Source organism: Microbacterium sp. T3-8, from assembly GCF_055398145.1.
The window spans coordinates 948,824-966,397 of record NZ_AP027918.1; the positions used below are offsets into that span (position 1 = coordinate 948,824).

Below are 17,574 nucleotides of genomic sequence, written 5' to 3' on the forward strand. Positions count from 1 at the left end.
GGGGAATCCACTTCTTTTGCCGATCACTCGGCAGCCGCCTGGGGAGGCGCTATGCGAGTCCGTCGACTCGACGCGATCGAAAACGATCACGATTCGAATTCACGTCCATTCCGTCGTATCGCACTGGGGATCGTCACCGTTCTGGTGACAGCGATGCTCGGTGCCACACTGACGGCTCCCGCCGCGCAGGCCGATACGGTTCCGACCGATCCGGCGCTGCCGACGACCATGAGCGCCGATCCGCTGCCGACCGTGCAGATCAACGGCATCGTGTGGGCTCAGGCCGTCGCGGGCAACAAGGTCTTCGCCGGTGGCCAGTTCACCAGCGCGCGCCCGGCCGGCGCCGCCGCCGGCACGAACGAGACAGCGCGGTCGAACCTGCTGGCGTACAACCTCGCCACGGGTGTGCTCGACACATCGTTCAACCCGAACGTGAACGGTCGCATCCTCGCGGCCGCCGTCTCGCCCGACGGCTCCCGCCTCTACATCGGCGGCGGGTTCACGGCCGTCGACGGGCAGAACCGCTACCGTCTCGCGGCCTTCAACACCGCGACCGGGCAGCTCATCTCGACCTGGACCCCCGGGACGAACACGATCGTGCAGGGCATCGTCGCCACCGACACGACCGTCTACGTCACCGGTGAGTTCACCAACATCAACAACGTCGCCCGCACCGGTGTCGCCGCGCTGAGCGCATCGACCGGTGCCGTGCTCGACTTCAACCCGCAACTCGCGGGCGGCTACGGCGTGCGCGCCGTGGTGGTGTCGCCCGACAAGTCGAAGGTCGTCATCGGTGGTTCCTTCACCTCGACCAACGGCTCGACCAACCCCGGGCGCGGCATGGCCGCCCTCGACGCGGTCACCGGCCAGAGCCTGCCGTGGGCGATCAACAGCGTGATCCGCAACGCCGGCACCGGCGCATCGATCTACGCGCTCGCCTCCGACGGCGACAGCGTGTACGGCAGCGGCTACGACTTCGGCGGCTCCAAGACCGAGGACGACTTCGAGGGCGCATTCCGTGCGAACTGGAGCGACGGATCGATGGCGTGGATGGAGGACTGCCACGGCGACACGTACTCGATCTTCCCGACCGGGGGCGTGCTCTACACGGCGTCCCACACCCACTACTGCGGCAACATCGGTGAGTTCCCGCAGCTCGACCCGTGGAACTTCAACCACTCGCTGGCGTTCGACAAGAACCCGTCGAACCGCACCATCACGCCCGACCCCTACGGTTACCGCAGCTTCACCGGCAACCCTGCCGCGAAGCTGCTGCACTGGTACCCGAAGTGGCAGCCGGGCTCGGTCTCGGGCATGGACCAGGCCGGATGGTCGGTCACGGGTGCCGGCGAGTACCTGATCTACGGCGGTGAGTTCACGGCCGTCGGCGGCGTCGCCCAGCAGGGCCTCGTGCGTTTCGCGAAGCCGTCGACCGCGCCGAACAAGGTCGGCCCGACCATCCAGGGCGGGGCCTACCAGATCAGCACGCAGTCCTTCCGTGCCGGTCAGGTGCGCATCGCCTGGTCGGCCAACCACGATGCCGACAACGCGAAGCTGACCTACGAGGTCTTCCGCCGCGACATCGCGCAGCCGATCTACACGACCACGGCCGAGTCGACGTACTGGGTGCGTCCGCGCCTGACGTACTCCGACAACGCGGTCACCGCGGGTCAGACGTACCAGTACCGCGTGAAGGTCACCGATCCGAACGGCAACTCGACGACGTCCGACTGGACCTCGGCGACCGTGGCCGCGACCGGCACCGAGAACGCCTACAACATCGCCGTGCTCAACTCGCAGCCGAAGTATTACTGGCCGCTGAACGAGGCGTCCGGCACCTCGGGCATCGACTGGATGGCGGGCAACGACGTCACCCTCGCCGGCGGGACCACCCGCGGGCAGGCCGGCCAGGTCGTCGGAGCGGCGTCCTCGTCGACGGCGTTCAACGGCTCGAACGGCACGGGTGCATCCTCGGTGTCGGAGGTCGGACCCAACACCTTCTCGGTGGAGGCCTGGTTCCAGACCACCAGCACGAGTGGCGGCAAGATCGTCGGCTTCGGTAACAACGCCACCGGCAACTCCGGCAGCTACGACCGGCACATCTACCTCAACAACACCGGCCAGGTGTCGTTCGGTGTCTACCCGGGCACCACCCGGGCGGTCACGAGCGGCGCCGGTTTCAACGACGGGCAGTGGCACCACGTGGTCGGCACGATGAGCTCGTCCGGCATGGTGCTGTACCTCGACGGCAAGCGCGTCGGTTCGCGTTCCGACACCACGACCGGTCAGAGCTACTCCGGCTACTGGCGGATCGGCGGCGACTCGCTGGGCAGCTGGCCCTCGGCCGGCAGCTCGGGGTACCTGAACGGTCGGATCGCCGATGTGGCGGTCTACAACACCGCGATCACCCGTGACGTCGTCGACGCCCACTGGGTGGCCTCCGGTCGCACGTCGGCTCTGCCGGCAGCGCCGGCGGATGCCTACGGCAAGGCGGTCTACGACCTCGACCCGACCCTCTACTGGCGTCTGGGCGAGACCACGGGAACCGTGGCAGCCGACTCCGGCCGCGACGGCAGCACCGGCAGCTACAAGACGAGCGGCAACGCCTCCATCCAGCGCGGTGAGACCGGAGCCCTCGCGGGAGTGACCAACAAGTCGATCCGGTTCACGTCCTCGAGCGTCGGCAGCACCTGGAACAACCGTCAGAACGTGATCAGCGATCGTCAGTACGCGGCATCCGACATCTACTCCATCGAGACCTGGTTCAAGACGACCACGACCGGCGGTGGCAAGATCGTCGGCTTCGGCAACAGCAACTCGAACAACGCCAACGCCAGCTCGAACTACGACCGCCACATCTACATGGACACGGTGGGCCGCTTGAAGTTCGGCACCTACAACGGGGGGACGAACATCCTCACCGCGCCGAGCACCTACCGCGACAACCAGTGGCACTATGTCGTGGCGCAGCAGTCTCCGAGCGGCATGCAGTTGTACGTCGACGGTGAACTGGTCGCGTCGAACTCGGTGTCCAACGCCGAGGACTACGCCGGATACTGGCGGGTCGGCGGAGACTCGACATGGGAGGGCAACCCGTTCTGGGTGGGCTCGGTCGACGAAGTGGCGATCTACTCCGCGCCGTTGTCCGCGAGCCAGATCCTGCAGCACTACCAGCTGGGTAAGACCGGACAGGGCAACGAACTCCCGGTCGCGCAGTTCACGACCACGCCGACCGACCTGTCGGTGGCCTTCGACGCCTCGAGCTCGAGCGATGTCGAAGGGCCGATCGCCGACTACAGCTGGAACTTCGGTGACGGCGAGACCGGCAGCGGGGTCGCGCCGACCCACGCATACACGACGGCCGGAACGTACACCGTCACTCTGACGGTGCGCGACAGCGGGTCGTTGACCTCCTCGGTCAGCCACGACGTGGTCGTGCGCAACCCGAATGTGCTGCCGACATCGGCGTTCACCGCGAGTGCCGAGTTCCTGGCGCTGTCGGTCGACGGTTCGGCCAGCGCCGACCCGGACGGCACCATCGCGAGCTACTCGTGGAACTTCGGAGACGGAGCATCCGCGACGGGCGCGACCGCGGCGCACACCTTCGGCGCGAGCGGCACCTACGCGGTCTCGCTCACGGTCACGGACGATCGCGGCGGCTCGGCGACGAGCACACAGCAGATCGTGGTCGAGGCGGCGAACGTGCCGCCCAAGGCCGTGGCCAACGTCGTGCGCGGTGCGGACGGCATGACCGTCTCGGCCGACGGCAGCGGGTCGACGGACACCGACGGCACGATCACGGCCTACGCCTGGAACTTCGGTGACAACGCGACCGCGACCGGAGCGACGGCCAGCCACACCTACACGACCGCCGGCACGTACACCGTGACCCTGACGGTCACCGACAACCGCGGTGCGACGCACCAGGCGACCTCGTCGGTCGTCGTGGCTCCGGCCTCGACCGAAGACGTGATCGCCCGCGACGCCTTCGCACGGTCGGCGAGCGCCTCGTGGGGCAGCGCCGACGTCGGAGGCGCCTGGACGACCACCGGCGGGGCTGCGGCCTTCTCGGTCGTGGGCGGCGTGGGCAAGATGGCTCTGGCAGCCGGGCAGACCCGCGAGGCGCGCCTCGCCGGAGTCAGCTCGACGAACACCATCACCTCGCTGACGATCTCGTCGAGCAACGCGACCTCGGGCGGTGCCTTCAACCTAACGGTCAACGGCCGTCAGGTCGGGAGCGACGTCTACTCGGGCCGCATCAAGGTCGAGTCGACCGGAGTGATCCGCCTCTACCTGCTGCGCAACGAGACGGCGATCGGCAACAGCGTGGTGCTGCCCGGCAACTACGTCGCGGGTGAGAGCCTGTCGGCCGTGCTGTCGGTGCGGGGAACTTCGCCGACCAATCTGTCGCTCAAGGTGTGGCGCACGGGCACGACCGAGCCGACCACGCCGCAGCTCCAGACGACCGACACCACGGCCGCGCTGCAGCAGGCGGGATCCGTGGGGCTGAAGATGGCCGTCAGTTCGGTCTCGACCGTGTCGACCGTGATCAGCATCGACGACTACAAGGTGGTCACCGGTGCGGTCGTCGCGCCGCCGAACCAGGCGCCGGTCGCCGCGTTCGTGTCTTCGACGACGGGCCTCACGGCCAACGTCAACGCGAACGGTTCGAGCGACTCCGACGGCACGATCGCGTCGTACGCCTGGAACTTCGGAGACGGAGCGACGGGTACCGGCGTCACGGCGTCGCACCCTTACGCCGCGGCCGGCACCTACACGGTGACGCTCACGGTGACCGACGACGATGGAGCGACGCACACCGTCACGGCTCCCGTGACCGTGACCGCGCCGCCCGTCGACCCGCCGGCAGGACCGACGCCGCTCGCGACCGACGAGTTCAACCGCACTCTCACCGGAGGGTGGGGGACGTCGGATCTCGGCGGAGCCTGGGCCACGTCGGGCGGTAACGCCGCCTTCGGCGTCGCCGCCGGTCAGGGAACGGTGACTCTGGCGCCCTCGCAGACCCGTGAGGCCCGTCTGGGTGTCTCGGCGACGAACATCGTGCTCGACACGCTGTTCTCGTCCGATGTCGCCTCGACCGGCGGCACGGCGAGCGTGACGGTGCTCGGACGCACGGTCGGAACCTCGAACTACTCGGCCCGCGTGCGGTTCGAGCCGGCCGGGGTCATCCGCCTCTACATCCTGCGCGACGAGACCGCGATCGGGAACAGCTACGTACTGCCGACCGCGTACACGCCCGGGCAGGTACTGCACACCAAGCTGTCGGTCACGGGCACGAACCCGACCATGATCGCCGCGAAGATCTGGGTAGAGGGGCAGCCCGAGCCCACCGCGTGGCAGCTGCAGGGCACCGACACGACGGCAGCTCTGCAGGCGGCCGGCGGCGTCGGGATCAAGACGTCGATCAGCTCGGCGTCGACCAACCCGGCGACCAAGCTGTCGTTCGATCGCATCGCCGTGGTGGTTCCGCAGTAGGCACGGTGCGGGGAAGGCCAGGCCAGGCGCTCGCCCTCCCCGCATCTGGGCGATCCGGGAGTGCCCGATACGCTCCCGTCGCTGGAAGGCCCGGCATCCTCACGGATGCCGGGCCCTTTCCGTGCGCACGGACCTCCGTGAGGGGTCACAACACGCCGCACGCGGGCCGACCCGCAGGGCGTGTCTTGACCCCTCGCCCGGAGGTGGGGGGCGAGGACCCCTGCGAGGGGTCACGACACGCCGCCCCGAGGGCTCGGCAGGGTGTGTCTTGACCCCTCGCGACTGCCCGCGCCTGCACGGGTGACCAGAGGCGGCCACCGACGACCAACGACGGCCGCACGGGCAGCGCTGGCGCCGCGCGGACGGCTACGCCGGAGCGGAGTTCGGCTTCGGGGGCCGCGCGTACTCGGGCGTCACGTGCCCGATGGCGCCGAGGATGCGACCCTGCGCGAACCAGGTGCGTCGTGTCAGCACGGCATGGGCCGCGACGTCTCCCCGTAGACGCGCGAGCGCGCCGCGAGCCGAGAACACGATCAGGCGGGCGACGCCGCCGAGCAGATGCACACCGCGCAGAAGAATCCGCCGCGGCGTCGACGACGTGCGCGTGAGCAGGCGCGTGCGCATCTGCCCCTGCGAGATGGTCCGGCGTCGCACGAACTCTCGCGTCGTCCGGGCCATGGGAACCTCGTCGCGCACGACGGAGTCGGCAGAGGCGATGATCGACCCGCCCGACGCAAGGATCGCTCGCCCGAACAGCATGTCCTCGCCGCCGGCCAAGCCGAGGTTCGTGTCGAAGGAGACACCGAGCTGCCGCACCTGGGCGGCATCGACCAGCACGTTCCCGGTGGCGAGAGCATCGAGGTGCTGCCCGGTGACGCGTCGTCGGCGTCGCATGAAGCCGCCGGCGACGATCCACGGGTCCGTGCCCTCGGGCCACACGTACTCGACGTAGCCCATCACCACCGCGGGATGCTCCGCCGCCCAGACCCGCAGGAGGGCATCGAGCCAGCCCGGTTGCGGGACGACATCGTCGTCGACCATCGCGACGAGCTCACCGGCGCGGGCGGCGTCGAGCGCAGCCTGACGAGCCGCCGCGATCCCGGGAGTGGGCTCCGAGACGTAGTCGGCGCCGAGGCCGGCGGCGACCGCGGATGCCGATCGCTCCGGGTCGTTGTCGACGAGCGCGATCCGCATCCGGGTGCCCGCGGCTCCCGCGGAGTCTCGGATCGCGGCGACCAGCGGTGGCAGCAGCTCGGTGCGTCGGAAGGTCGTCACGGCGACAAGGACGGCAGGGCCCTCGTCGGGCGTGGCGGCGCTCATGCGTTCAGTATGCCCCGCTGGGCTGCACCATGACCTTCGCCGTACGCCACATGATCTGCAGGTCGTTCATGACCGACCAGTTCTCGACGTAGCGAAGGTCGAGACGCACGCTCTCGTCCCACGACAGGTCGCTGCGACCCGAGACCTGCCACAGACCTGTGATGCCGGGTTTGATGTAGAGGCGCCGGAACACCGTGCCGTCGTACGCGGTGACCTCGGTCGGCAGCGGCGGGCGAGGCCCGACCACGCTCATATCGCCGACGAGCACGTTCCAGAACTGCGGCAGTTCATCGAGCGACAGCTTGCGCAGCACGCGACCGACGCGCGTGACACGGGGGTCGTCCTTCATCTTGAACAGGAGACCCGAGCCCTCGTTCTGCAGCTTGAGCGCCGCGAGCTTCTGCTCGGCATCCGTCGCCATCGAGCGGAGCTTGACCATCCTGAAGCGCCGGCCGTCGCGCCCCACCCGTTCCTGGTGGAAGAACACGGGGCCGGGGGAGTCGAGCTTGATGAGAAGGGCGAGCGCCGGAAGGATCAGGCCGATCGGGATGAGGGCGAGGGTCGCGACGACCACGTCGAGCGCCCGCTTGAGCACGTGCTTGCCGCCCTCGTAGGTCGGGATCTGCACCTGGATCAGGGGGAGTCCCTCGACCGAGGCGAACGAGATGCGGGGGCCGGCGACGTCGGTGAGTCGGCTCGACAGCACCAGTTCGGCGGCCGTGCCCTCGAGCTGCCAGCTCAGGTGCTTGACGAAGTCGGGGTCGCGCTCCGGACGACTGGCGACGATGATCGTGTCGGCGCCGAGCTCGGTGGCCACCGTTGCCACGGAGTTGGAGTTGCCGAGCACCGGGAAGCGGATGTCGTCGATCTCGACGTCGCGGGCGTTGCCGTCGAGCAGTGTCGCCCCGACCACCTGATAGCCGGAGGCACCGATCGGGTGCAGCGTACGGATGACGTACTCGACGTCGTCCCGGTTGCCGACGACGAGTGTGCGGGAGGCGAAGCGCCCGTGACGCCGCTCGCCCTGCAACCAGTGCCGCCATCCCCAGCGCGTGACGAGGAGTGCGAGCAGTCCGACCGGCAGCCCGACGACGAGCATCAGCTGCATCGACTCCCACGCCAGCAGCACGTCGATGATCGCGACCAGCCCGAACGCGAGTCCGCTCGCGTTCGCGACGCCGCGGTACTCGGTCGCACTCGCCTGGAACAGCGCGGCGTCACGGGTGTGGAGCGCGCCGAGCATCAGGAACCACAGCACGGCCAGCGGCGCGCTGGCGCGCAGCACTTCGAGCACTGTGAGGCCGATGGACAGCTGGATCGCCGCCGTCAGTGCGACGGCGAGCAGGATGACAGCCGCATCCGTCGTCCGCAGTCGCATCCGATATCGCCGCTCCCACTGACGGCGGCGTTCCAGCGTTGCGGAGACGCGCGGTGAGACCACCGAGCGCGGCACCGACTTGACGGCTCGCGGAGCGGCAACCGGCACGAATGCCGTTCCTGCGCGAGTGATGCTCACGGCATCCTCTACGGAGGTCATGCCGAGGCTCCTCGAGCCGGTGATGTACGCAAAAATCCCCAGTGCGCCATTGTTTCCCCAGATATTCCCCAGACCGCCAGCCCCACGCTCGCGGTTTCGTCTGCATTCCCGACCCCTCGGGTCCCTCTGACGTTCCGTGATCCCACATCACGGGCGAGCAGACACCGTCCCACACGGCGAATGCATACAGAGAGCACTGCAGACTCCCGTCAGCATAGCCCACGGCGGTCGCGTTCGGTAGGTTCTCCGCGCAACGATCCGAAACGATATTCCGGTGGCCCCGCACGCCGCCGCGACAGCGGGTCTATCCTGGCGCGGTGACACCCAACGCCACTTCGCCGAGACTGCGTCTCACCCGCATGATTCCGCGTGACGCCGCCCAGCCGCACCGGGTCGCCAGCTCGCTCGAGCTGTTCTTCGACCTCGTGTTCGTCGTCGCCGTGAGCATCGCCTCGGCGCAGCTCCACCACGCCCTCAGCGAGGGGCATCTGCAGCACGGGATCATCTCGTACGCCATGCTCTTCTTCGCGATCTGGTGGGCGTGGATGAACTTCACGTGGTTCGCGACCGCGTTCGACACCGACGACTGGCTGTACCGCGTCACCACGATCGTGCAGATGAGCGGAGTGCTCGTGCTCGCCGCCGGCATCCCCAGCGCGTTCGAACACGGCCACTTCGCGCTCGTGGTCGTCGGATACGTGGTGATGCGCATCGCCATGGTCGCCCAGTGGTTGCGGGCGTCGCGCGCCGCGGGTCCGCTGCGCCAGGCGACCCGGCGGTATGCGTTCGGCATCGCCGCGGTGCAGGTGCTCTGGATTCTCTTCCTGCTGGTGCCGGAGGGGCCCTTCCAGCTCGTCGCCTTCGCCGCGTTCGCGCTGCTGGAGATGTCGATTCCGGTCTTCGCCGAGCACGAGCGGCAGACCCCTTGGCATCCGCACCACATCACCGAGCGCTACGGACTGTTCACCCTGATCGTTCTCGGCGAGAGCCTGCTGGCGTCGGCGAACGCGATCATCGAGGCGCTGCACGAGGCCGAGTCCTTCGTGCCCTTCATCTCCATCTCCGTGCTCACCCTGGTGGTGACGGCATCGCTGTGGTGGATCTACTTCTGGCCGGAGCACCATCGTGCGGTCGGATCGTTCGGCAGCTCGCTGCGCTACGGCTACACGCACTACCTGATCTTCGCGGCGGCGGCCGCCTTCTCGGCTGGCATCGAGGTCGAGCTCGACGTGCTCACGGGCAAGAGCGAGCTGTCGAGTACGGCCGCGTCCTTCACGGTGACGGTCCCGATCGCCGTCTTCCTGCTCGGCGTCTGGTGGGTCGCCATCCGCAGAAGCGCCGACCGCGTCGTGAACACGGTCGTGCCGATCGGTGCGGTGCTCGTGCTGCTCGACCCGATCCTTCCGGTCCCCGTGGCGCTCACCGCGGTGATCATGGTGATCATCGTCGTGTTCCTGGTGCTCCACCCGCCGGTGCCGGAGAAGAAGGCCGCCGTCATCGAGAACGCATAGCCCGCGCAGGGGCGACGCATCGCCCGCCGCGCGACCATGGATGCTCCCGACCCGCACACGAGGAGCGCGACCATGACCCGGATCCCCGAGCCCGACCGTACGCCCGAGGGCCCCGCCTACGAAGGTCGCCTTCTCGATCGTCCCGATGAGGAGGTGGTCGATCAGGGCGCAGCCTTCGACCTGCGCACCCTGCTGACGCGCCGCGGAGTGCTGAGCCTGGCAGGGATCGGCCTGGGCGCGGTGGTGCTCGCCGCCTGCGCTCCGTCGGTCACGGCATCCGGTTCTCCCTCGCCGACCGCGACGCCGACGCCCAGCCCGACTCCCACCCCCACGCCGACGTCGGATGCCGTGGCCGCCGACGTCTCGGAGATTCCCGAGGAGACCGCGGGGCCTTACCCGGGCGACGGCTCGAACGGTCCGGACATCCTCGAGGACTCGGGCATCGTCCGCCAGGACATCCGCTCCTCCATCGACGGCGGCGCGACCGCCGAGGGAGTGCCGCTCGTGTTCGAGCTGCAGATCGTCGATGTCGCCAGCGGGGCGCCTGCCGAGGGCGTCGCCGTGTACGCCTGGCACTGCACAGCGCAGGGCGAGTACTCGATGTATTCGTCGGGCCTGGAGGACGTCACCTACCTGCGGGGCGTGCAGGTGGCAGATGCCGCGGGCACGGTGTCGTTCACCTCGATCTTCCCCGGCTGCTACGCCGGGCGCTGGCCGCATATCCACTTCGAGGTGTATTCGGACGTCGCGTCGATCACCGACGCGAGCAATGCGATCGCGACGTCTCAGCTGGCGCTGCCCGAGGCGGAGTGCGCGGCGGTCTACGCGACCTCGGGCTACGACGGCTCGGCTCGGAATCTCTCTGGGATCACACTCGCCAGCGACAACGTGTTCGGGGAGGATTCGGCCGTGTCGCAGCTCGCGACGATGTCAGGGGATGCGTCGGCGGGGTACCGTGCGGTGCTGGTCGTGGGAGTGACGGTCTGACACGGCCTGCGCAAATCTGCTAGTCTGTCTACGCAACGTGTGTGCACGCCCCTCTCGGCGCCCACGTCGCCACTGATCAGGGCCATTCCGGACCACGCACATCGACGCGCGCGGCATCCGCCCACGATCTTCCATCGCGGAGCGCGGACGCGCCCGCCACACAGCAATGATGAGCATGACCATGAGTACGACAACTTTCCATCCGACCGATCCGTTGACCTGGAAGCAGGCCGACCTCGACGTGCACGTCGCGACCCGCGACGGCGAATTCGCCGGTTTCGTCGAGTTCGACGGCACCGCCCACGTCGTGCGTGACGCGCGCGGTGCCGATCTCGGCACATTCGCCGATCTCGACGACGCTCAGCGGGCTCTGGAGTTCTCACACGAACCCCACAGCAAGCGCCGGAACCTCGGTTTTCCCGCGGTTTTCCGCCGCCGCCCGCGCCGCGCCCGCGCCTGAACGACCCCGCCCCTCCGGAATCGCATGCCGGAGGGGCTTTCGTATGCCCTCCCGCGTATGCGGGCAGGGTTAGCCTGAGGTCAGCGATCGGCATCTGCCCTTGGCTTCTGAAGCTCAAGGGCTCCCGATCGGAAGGAGAGCATCATCTCCACTTCACAGCTCGAATCCACCGCTTCCACGCTCGGCCCCATCCGGCAGACCTATTCCGGAAACGCCGACTTCCCGCCGATGGCGAAGGCGTATCGCGATGTGCAGCAGGTGGTCAAGGAGACCGGCCTGATGCAGCGCACCCCGGTCTTCTACTCTCTCGTCGCGGGGGCTCTCGCCCTCGGCTTCGGTGGTGCGATCACCGGGTTCATCCTGCTCGGCGACAGCTGGTTCCAGCTCCTCATCGCCGGAGCCCTCGGCATCCTCTTCACGCAGGTCGCGTTCCTCGCCCATGAGGCCGCCCACCGCCAGATCCTCGCCTCCGGGCCGTCGAACTTCCGCCTGGCGCGGATCCTCGCGGCCGGCGCCGTCGGCATGAGCTACCACTGGTGGGACTCCAAGCACACCCGCCACCACGGCAACCCGAACCAGGTCGGCAAGGACCCCGACATCCAGGTCGACACGATCTCGTTCCTCGAGACGGATGCCGCGCAGTCGCGCGGTCTCGTGCGCCTGATCACCCGCAAGCAGGGCTGGCTGTTCTTCCCGCTGCTCACGCTCGAGGGCATCAACCTCCACTACATCAGCCTCAAGCACCTCACCACGCAGAAGAACGTGAAGGGCCGCTGGACCGAGCTGAGCCTCATCGCGCTCCGCCTCGCGCTGGTCATCGTGCCGGTCTTCCTCTTCCTCCCCCTGGGCATGGCCTTCGCATTCATGGGCGTGCAGCTCGCCGTCTTCGGCGTCTACATGGGCGCGTCCTTCGCTCCCAACCACAAGGGCATGCCGGTCATCGCGCCCGATGCCAAGCTCGACTTCTTCTCGAAGCAGGTGCGCACCTCGCGCAACGTCAACGGCGGCTGGTGGGCCACCTGGTTCATGGGCGGACTCAACCACCAGGTCGAGCATCACCTGTTCCCGAACATGTCGCGCCTGCACCTCTCGAAGGCACGCGGAATCGTGCGCGACTACTGCGCGGCCAACAGCATCCCCTACACCGAGACGAGCCTGTGGCGGTCGTACGCGATCGTCATCGCGTACCTCAACCGTGTGGGACTCGCCGCGAGCGATCCGTTCGACTGCCCGGCCGCGTCGCAGATGCGCCGCGCATAGACGACGACCATGACGAAGGCCCGAGCGGAATCCGCTCGGGCCTTCGTCATGCAGGGGTGTGTCAGCGTGCCGAGTCGTCGTCGCTCTCGACGACCTCGATCGTGATCTTCTCGAGCGGACGATCGTCGTCGATCGCCTCGTCATCGAGCACCTCGTCGCCCAGGAACTCCTCGGCGGGCTCGTCGTCGACCGTCGCGACCTCGCCGAGCGACGCGGTCGCGCCGCCCTCGTCGGAGAAGACGCCGTCGGGGCGGATGAGCTCGCGCACCTCGGCCATGAAGCTCGTGAGCTGCTGCTGCTGCCAGCGCAGCTGACGCGTGCGGTCCTCGGCATCCCGCAGCACCGTGTTGGTGTGCGTCGTGACGGCGTCGACGATCTTCTGCGACTTCACCCGCGCGCGGTCGAGCGTCTCGCGGGCGCGCACCTGGGCGTCTGCCTCGATGGACTGCGCCTGCGAACGCATGAGGCGCTCGTAGTCGTCGGCCTTCGCCGAGATGCGCTGGGCGTGGTCGAGAGAGGCCGAGACCTGCTCGTTCGCATCGCTCGTGATGCGCTCGGCGTGGGCGACGGCCTGGTTGTGCAGCACGAGGAACTCCTGCTGAGCGTCGTCCTGGCGGCGGGTCAGTGTCTCTTCGAACTCGAGCACGCGGGCGTTCATCTCGCGCACGTCGCGCTCGGCGTCGGCACGCAGCTGGGTGGTCTCGCGGGTGACGAGCGAGCGCAGTGCGGCCGCTCCCTTCTCCGCCTCGGTGCGGATGGCCGTGGCCTCCTGCGAGGCCTGGTTGACCTTCTCGGTGGCGTGGGCGCCCTCGCGCTCGATGCGCGCCTCGTGCGCCGTGTACTCGGTGTCGATCTTGAGGCGCACCTGGTCGGCATCCCGCTCGGCCTGGGAGATGATGCGGGCGACGTCGGCCTCGGCCTCGGCGCGCTGGGCGGCGACCTCTTCGCGGGCGGCGGCCATGAGGCGGTCGGCCTGCACCGCGGCGTTCTGGATCAGGACGTTCGCCTGCTCCTCCGCCACGCGCAGGATCGCCTCGAACTGCTGGCGCGACGGCGCCTCCTCACCGTCCGGGGCGGGGGCGTCGACGAGCTCGGAGGTCAGCGTCGCGACCTGCTGCTCGGTCTCGGCGACTTTCGCCTTCAGAGCGGTCAGCTCGCTCTCGAGCTCTTCGCGGGCGGAGCCCTCCTCCGACTTCAGCGCATCGATCGCGTCGGCGTGACGCACCTCGGCGTCGGCCAGGTCGGCGTTGGCCTGCTGCAACTGGTTGCGCAGCGTCGACAGCGCGGAGTCGACCTCCGCCTTGTCGTAACCGCGGAAACCGATCGTGAACGCCGCCGGAGACGACGAGGAGCCCTGCGGGGAGGAGGCTGCGGGCGGCGTGGTCTCGATCAGCTGGTCGAAGAAGTCGGGGGAGCGGTCGCCGCTGCGGTCTTCGGACTCGGAGGATTCGCTCATGGTTCGTGCCTTTCTGGGGCAGGTCCGTGAGGACCGGGGAGGGATCGTGAAGGGCCGATGCCGTGACAGCCGCTGCGAGCCGCTGTCGCCGTCGCAGTCCAGCCTAGTTGCGTCGGGCGGGAGTTGCGTGCCGGTTTCACCCGGCGCGAAAGGCGAATTCACCCCGCGCGAGGGGCGATCAGGCGTCGAGTGCCCAGCGGGCGTTTTTGGGGTCGAGCAGGTGACCGCGAAGGTATTCGAGGTGCGGCCCCTCCGACACCGTGACCCCGCGCGCTGCGGCGGCGGTCGAGATGCGCGTGCGCAGGTCCTGCCAGAACGAGACGGTCTGGGGGAAGCCCATGTACTCGCGGAAGGTCTCGACCTGCACGCGCGTGCCGGCGGGATCGGGCACCAGGCGCACGATCGTGTCATCGGGCTCGACGAAGCGGATGCCGAAGCCGCCGTCCGCGCGCCCCGGGAAGTCCTTGGGCTTCTTGCCCGCGGCCTCGGCGACGATCTCGCGCGCCGCGTCTTCGGGGGCGTGGATGACGACGGTGGTTCCGAACTCGACGAGCACGTTCACCAGTTGCTTCGCGGCGAACTTGCGTCCGGCGTTCTCGCCGGCGGCTGCGGCCTTGCGGTTCGCCCACCTCTTGATGAAGGGCCCGCCGATGATGAGTACGAGGACGAGAATGCCGAGAAGGATGATTGTCGGGTCCACGGCCACAGCGTAGCGGGTGCGTGCGGTCGGCTGGCGCGCACCGATATTTCGGTTAGCTCGACAGCACGTGATCGAGCACCAGCTCGCCGCTGGCGTTGAGGTGCTGCATCAGTTCGGCGATGCGTTGCGGGTCGACGGTGGGCGGCTGCTCCTCGTCGAAGCCGAACTGCAGGGGGATCGCCGGATGGATCCAGACCGTCGCCCGCTTGTTGGGGCCGCTGTCACGCGGCGCCCACGTCATCATGAAGCTCTCCTGTCGGCGCAGCTTCGTCGCGATGATGATCTTGAGATGCGCGAGCGTCACGTCCTCGATGATGATCGGGTCGGAAGTGCCGTCATACCTGAGCCTGCCCATAGAAGAACCGTACTTGTTATTCGGGGAATATCACGCCGATGTCCGCCACGAATTCCTGTCGCGCTGGTACCGTGACGGCGGGGGACATCATGTCCGCTGGGGCCGAACGACCACGGGAGAGCGCGACATGAAGCGACAGTCACGCTTGCGGCGCGCCCGAGTCGGTGTTCTGGCACTCCTGGCGGTGGTCCTCGCCTCCTTCTTCCCGTCGCTCACGTCGTCGGCACCGGCATCCGCTGCGACCGACGGGCAGATGGTCGTACCCTCATCCGGGAACATCCAGTCGAAGGTCGGCGACGGATGCCGCAACAACTACCGCAAGCACGACGGCATCGATATCGGCGGAGGCGGCGGAACGCCGATCCTGGCGGCCTATGACGGCGTGATCAAGGCGCGAACCGCGAACAGCGGGTACGGCAACTACGTCGACATCGAACATCCCGGCGGCTACGTCACCCGCTACGGGCACATGGCCGCGCCCGGCATGCAGGCGGCAGGCACGCGCGTCAGCCGCGGACAGCAGATCGGCGTCGTCGGCAAGACCGGCGCCACCGACGCGTACCACCTGCACTTCGAGGTGTGGCGCAACGGCAGCGTGTACAGCGCGATCAACAACGGCTTCACGTGCCTGACGAACGTCACGCGCGGCAGTTTCATCCCGATGAACTTCCCCGGTCTCGGAACCCCGGTAAACCCCAAGGTGCTGACGGCCGACTACAACCGCGACGGCAAGGCCGATCTCGTCGGTGTGGCCGCCGATGGCGATCTCCACTTCCTCGGGGGGAACGGCACCGCGGCGCTCAAGCCGCGCGTCGTCATCACCTCCGGCTGGGCGGGCCGCGGACAGATCGCGCACGGCGACCTCAACAACGACGGCCACTCCGACCTGATCGTGGTCCGCAACGATGGAACGCTGGAGTTCTACGGGGGCAGTCCTGCGGCCGGAGGAGGGTTCGCCTCCCAGCGGGACATCGCGACCGGATGGGGCGGACTGCTGCATCTCGTCTCCGGAGCCGACTACACGGGAGACGGCCTCCACGACGTCATCTCCGTCCGTCCGGACGGCAACATGACGATCCATCTCGGAGACGGCAAGGGCGGATTGTCAGGGCAGACGCGTCCCGGCGGACCGGAGTGGAATTCGATGGTCTACCTCGTGGGCGGCGACTTCGACCGCGACGGGCGCGGAGATCTCATCGCGATCGATGCCGCCGGCACCCAGTACTTCTACCCGGGCATCCCCAACGGCTTCGCCGCGCGTCAGATCGTCGGGCGCGGATGGACCGGGTTCACGGCCATGACGGGCGGCGTCGACTACAACGGCGACGGGCGCCCCGACCTCGTCGCGCGGATGGCGAACGGCGACCTTCGGGTCTACCCCGGCGGCGGGAACGGCGGGTTCGGCGCCTCGTACGTCATCGGAACCGGGTTCGGCTCCTACCTGCAGATCGAGTGATCGCGACCGGCGTCAGCCGAGAAGCAGCATGATCAGGAGCAGCACGGGCAGGCATCCGATCGTCGTCAGGAAGACGGTGTCACGGGAGATCGCCTCGCCGACGCCGTAGCGCTGCGAGTAGTTGAACACGTTCTGCGCGGTCGGCAGAGCCGCGAGCACCGTGACGATCAGCACCTCGTGCGTGGTGAGCCCGAACACGAACTGGGCGAAGACCCACGCGACCAGTGGCATGACCGTCAGCTTCAGGATGCTCGCCACGACGACATCGCGTCGGTGCCCCCGCGTGCCGAGCACGCGCTGGCCGTGCAATGACATGCCGTAGCTGATGAGGAGCACCGGCACCGCGGCATCCGCGATCAACTGCGCGGGTGCCAGGACGATCTCCGGGAGTTGCAGGCCTGTGACCGACACCAGGGTTCCGAGCAGGGCGCCGATGATGATCGGGTTCGTCGCGGTGCGCAGCAGCGTGCGGCGCAGAGAGGTGCGCTCGGCCGTGGCGGCGTCGAGGATCGTGAGCGAGACCGGCGTGAAGACCAGGAGCTGCAGAAGGATCACCGGCGCGGGGAATGCCGCACTCCCCAGCAGATAGAGGGAGAGGGGCAGGCCGATGTTGTTCGAGTTGACCTGACCGGCCGAGAGAGCGCCGATCGTCGTCTCGGCCACCGACCGACGCCAGGCGAAGCGCGCGACGAGGGTGTGGATCAGGATCACGACGACCGCGGCGATGGCCGACACGGGCAGCAACGACGAGAACAGCATCGTCGCGTCGGCGTGCGCGAGAACGGTGAAGAGCAGGAACGGCGAGAGCACGAAGAAGACCAGGCGACTCAACACCGGACGCGCGTGCTCGCCGAGCAGATCGATCCGTGCCAGCACGTAGCCGACGATGATCGCGACGCCCACCACGACGAATCCGGTGAGTGTCTCGAGCATTCTTCGAGCGTATCGAGGTGCCGCGAGCCGGACGAATCCGGGGGCGCGGGGGAAACACGTCGGGCGGTGCGAGCCGGAGCCCGCACCGCCCGACGGCGATCAG

At 68.4% G+C, this 17,574-nt stretch carries 12 protein-coding genes; 6 read left to right on the top strand and 6 right to left on the bottom strand.

The window, feature by feature from the left end:
* The first annotated feature begins 153 nt into the window (after window positions 1–153).
* Entirely contained in the window at window positions 154–5,496 is a 5,343-nt protein-coding gene (locus ACZ5Y9_RS04475) for a PKD domain-containing protein (RefSeq protein WP_464472402.1), read from the top strand.
* A 366-nt stretch (window positions 5,497–5,862) separates the two neighbouring features.
* Here the strand turns inward: ACZ5Y9_RS04475 and ACZ5Y9_RS04480 are convergent, their stop codons facing one another.
* Together ACZ5Y9_RS04480 and ACZ5Y9_RS04485 are read right to left on the bottom strand one after the other, a co-directional pair.
* Window positions 5,863–6,816: a glycosyltransferase family 2 protein gene (locus tag ACZ5Y9_RS04480; protein WP_464472403.1), complete on the bottom strand. Its 954-nt coding sequence runs from the start codon at window positions 6,814–6,816 to the stop codon at window positions 5,863–5,865.
* Between the two features lie 4 nt (window positions 6,817–6,820).
* On the bottom strand, window positions 6,821–8,353 hold the full coding sequence (locus tag ACZ5Y9_RS04485; protein WP_247623493.1) for a sugar transferase: 1,533 nt from the start codon (window positions 8,351–8,353) through the stop codon (window positions 6,821–6,823).
* A 359-nt stretch (window positions 8,354–8,712) separates the two neighbouring features.
* Between ACZ5Y9_RS04485 and ACZ5Y9_RS04490 the strand changes: the two genes are divergently transcribed.
* The 4 genes from ACZ5Y9_RS04490 to ACZ5Y9_RS04505 all read left to right on the top strand — a co-directional run bounded on the left by ACZ5Y9_RS04490 (window position 8,713) and on the right by ACZ5Y9_RS04505 (window position 12,571).
* A complete protein-coding gene (locus ACZ5Y9_RS04490; protein ID WP_404597770.1) occupies window positions 8,713–9,864 on the top strand; it encodes a low temperature requirement protein A in 1,152 nt (383 codons plus the stop codon).
* A gap of 72 nt (window positions 9,865–9,936) precedes the next feature.
* Window positions 9,937–10,851 (top strand): intradiol ring-cleavage dioxygenase, encoded by a 915-nt coding sequence (locus tag ACZ5Y9_RS04495; RefSeq protein WP_464472404.1) that lies wholly within the window; start codon window positions 9,937–9,939, stop codon window positions 10,849–10,851.
* Between the two features lie 181 nt (window positions 10,852–11,032).
* Window positions 11,033–11,311 carry a hypothetical protein gene (locus tag ACZ5Y9_RS04500; RefSeq protein ID WP_247623490.1) on the top strand — a complete coding sequence of 93 codons (279 nt, stop codon included), beginning with the start codon at window positions 11,033–11,035 and terminating at the stop codon, window positions 11,309–11,311.
* A gap of 228 nt (window positions 11,312–11,539) precedes the next feature.
* A complete protein-coding gene (locus ACZ5Y9_RS04505; protein ID WP_247623489.1) occupies window positions 11,540–12,571 on the top strand; it encodes a fatty acid desaturase family protein in 1,032 nt (343 codons plus the stop codon).
* A 61-nt stretch (window positions 12,572–12,632) separates the two neighbouring features.
* On the opposite strand, the gene ACZ5Y9_RS04510 is transcribed toward ACZ5Y9_RS04505, so the two are convergent.
* From ACZ5Y9_RS04510 to ACZ5Y9_RS04520, 3 genes are all read right to left on the bottom strand, one after another.
* Complete coding sequence (locus tag ACZ5Y9_RS04510) at window positions 12,633–14,027, bottom strand: cell division initiation protein (protein WP_247623488.1); 1,395 nt, start codon at window positions 14,025–14,027, stop codon at window positions 12,633–12,635.
* 178 nt (window positions 14,028–14,205) lie between these two features.
* The gene (locus ACZ5Y9_RS04515; protein WP_247623487.1) at window positions 14,206–14,727 is read right to left on the bottom strand and encodes a hypothetical protein; all 522 of its coding nucleotides are present in this window, start codon (window positions 14,725–14,727) and stop codon (window positions 14,206–14,208) included.
* Window positions 14,728–14,779: 52 nt separating this feature from the next.
* The gene (locus ACZ5Y9_RS04520) at window positions 14,780–15,082 is read right to left on the bottom strand and encodes a DUF7882 family protein (protein ID WP_247623486.1); all 303 of its coding nucleotides are present in this window, start codon (window positions 15,080–15,082) and stop codon (window positions 14,780–14,782) included.
* A gap of 127 nt (window positions 15,083–15,209) precedes the next feature.
* Here ACZ5Y9_RS04520 and ACZ5Y9_RS04525 point away from each other — a divergent pair, with 127 nt between their 5' ends.
* On the top strand, window positions 15,210–16,538 hold the full coding sequence (locus ACZ5Y9_RS04525; protein ID WP_247623485.1) for a VCBS repeat domain-containing M23 family metallopeptidase: 1,329 nt from the start codon (window positions 15,210–15,212) through the stop codon (window positions 16,536–16,538).
* A gap of 12 nt (window positions 16,539–16,550) precedes the next feature.
* Here the strand turns inward: ACZ5Y9_RS04525 and ACZ5Y9_RS04530 are convergent, their stop codons facing one another.
* The gene (locus ACZ5Y9_RS04530) at window positions 16,551–17,471 is read right to left on the bottom strand and encodes an AEC family transporter (protein ID WP_464472405.1); all 921 of its coding nucleotides are present in this window, start codon (window positions 17,469–17,471) and stop codon (window positions 16,551–16,553) included.
* Window positions 17,472–17,574: the final 103 nt, after the last annotated feature.

Bases quoted from the DNA above. Each gene is read 5' to 3' on its own strand.
- ACZ5Y9_RS04480 (WP_464472403.1), bottom strand. From the start codon at position 6,816: ATGAGCGCCGCCACGCCCGACGAGGGCCCTGCCGTCCTTGTCGCCGTG.
- ACZ5Y9_RS04530 (WP_464472405.1), bottom strand. From the start codon at position 17,471: ATGCTCGAGACACTCACCGGATTCGTCGTGGTGGGCGTCGCGATCATC.
- ACZ5Y9_RS04505 (WP_247623489.1), top strand. From the start codon at position 11,540: ATGGCGAAGGCGTATCGCGATGTGCAGCAGGTGGTCAAGGAGACCGGC.
- ACZ5Y9_RS04525 (WP_247623485.1), top strand. From the start codon at position 15,210: ATGAAGCGACAGTCACGCTTGCGGCGCGCCCGAGTCGGTGTTCTGGCA.
- ACZ5Y9_RS04485 (WP_247623493.1), bottom strand. From the start codon at position 8,353: ATGACCTCCGTAGAGGATGCCGTGAGCATCACTCGCGCAGGAACGGCA.
- ACZ5Y9_RS04495 (WP_464472404.1), top strand. From the start codon at position 9,937: ATGACCCGGATCCCCGAGCCCGACCGTACGCCCGAGGGCCCCGCCTAC.
- ACZ5Y9_RS04510 (WP_247623488.1), bottom strand. From the start codon at position 14,027: ATGAGCGAATCCTCCGAGTCCGAAGACCGCAGCGGCGACCGCTCCCCC.
- ACZ5Y9_RS04520 (WP_247623486.1), bottom strand. From the start codon at position 15,082: ATGGGCAGGCTCAGGTATGACGGCACTTCCGACCCGATCATCATCGAG.
- ACZ5Y9_RS04490 (WP_404597770.1), top strand. From the start codon at position 8,713: ATGATTCCGCGTGACGCCGCCCAGCCGCACCGGGTCGCCAGCTCGCTC.
- ACZ5Y9_RS04500 (WP_247623490.1), top strand. From the start codon at position 11,033: ATGAGTACGACAACTTTCCATCCGACCGATCCGTTGACCTGGAAGCAG.
- ACZ5Y9_RS04475 (WP_464472402.1), top strand. From the start codon at position 154: ATGCTCGGTGCCACACTGACGGCTCCCGCCGCGCAGGCCGATACGGTT.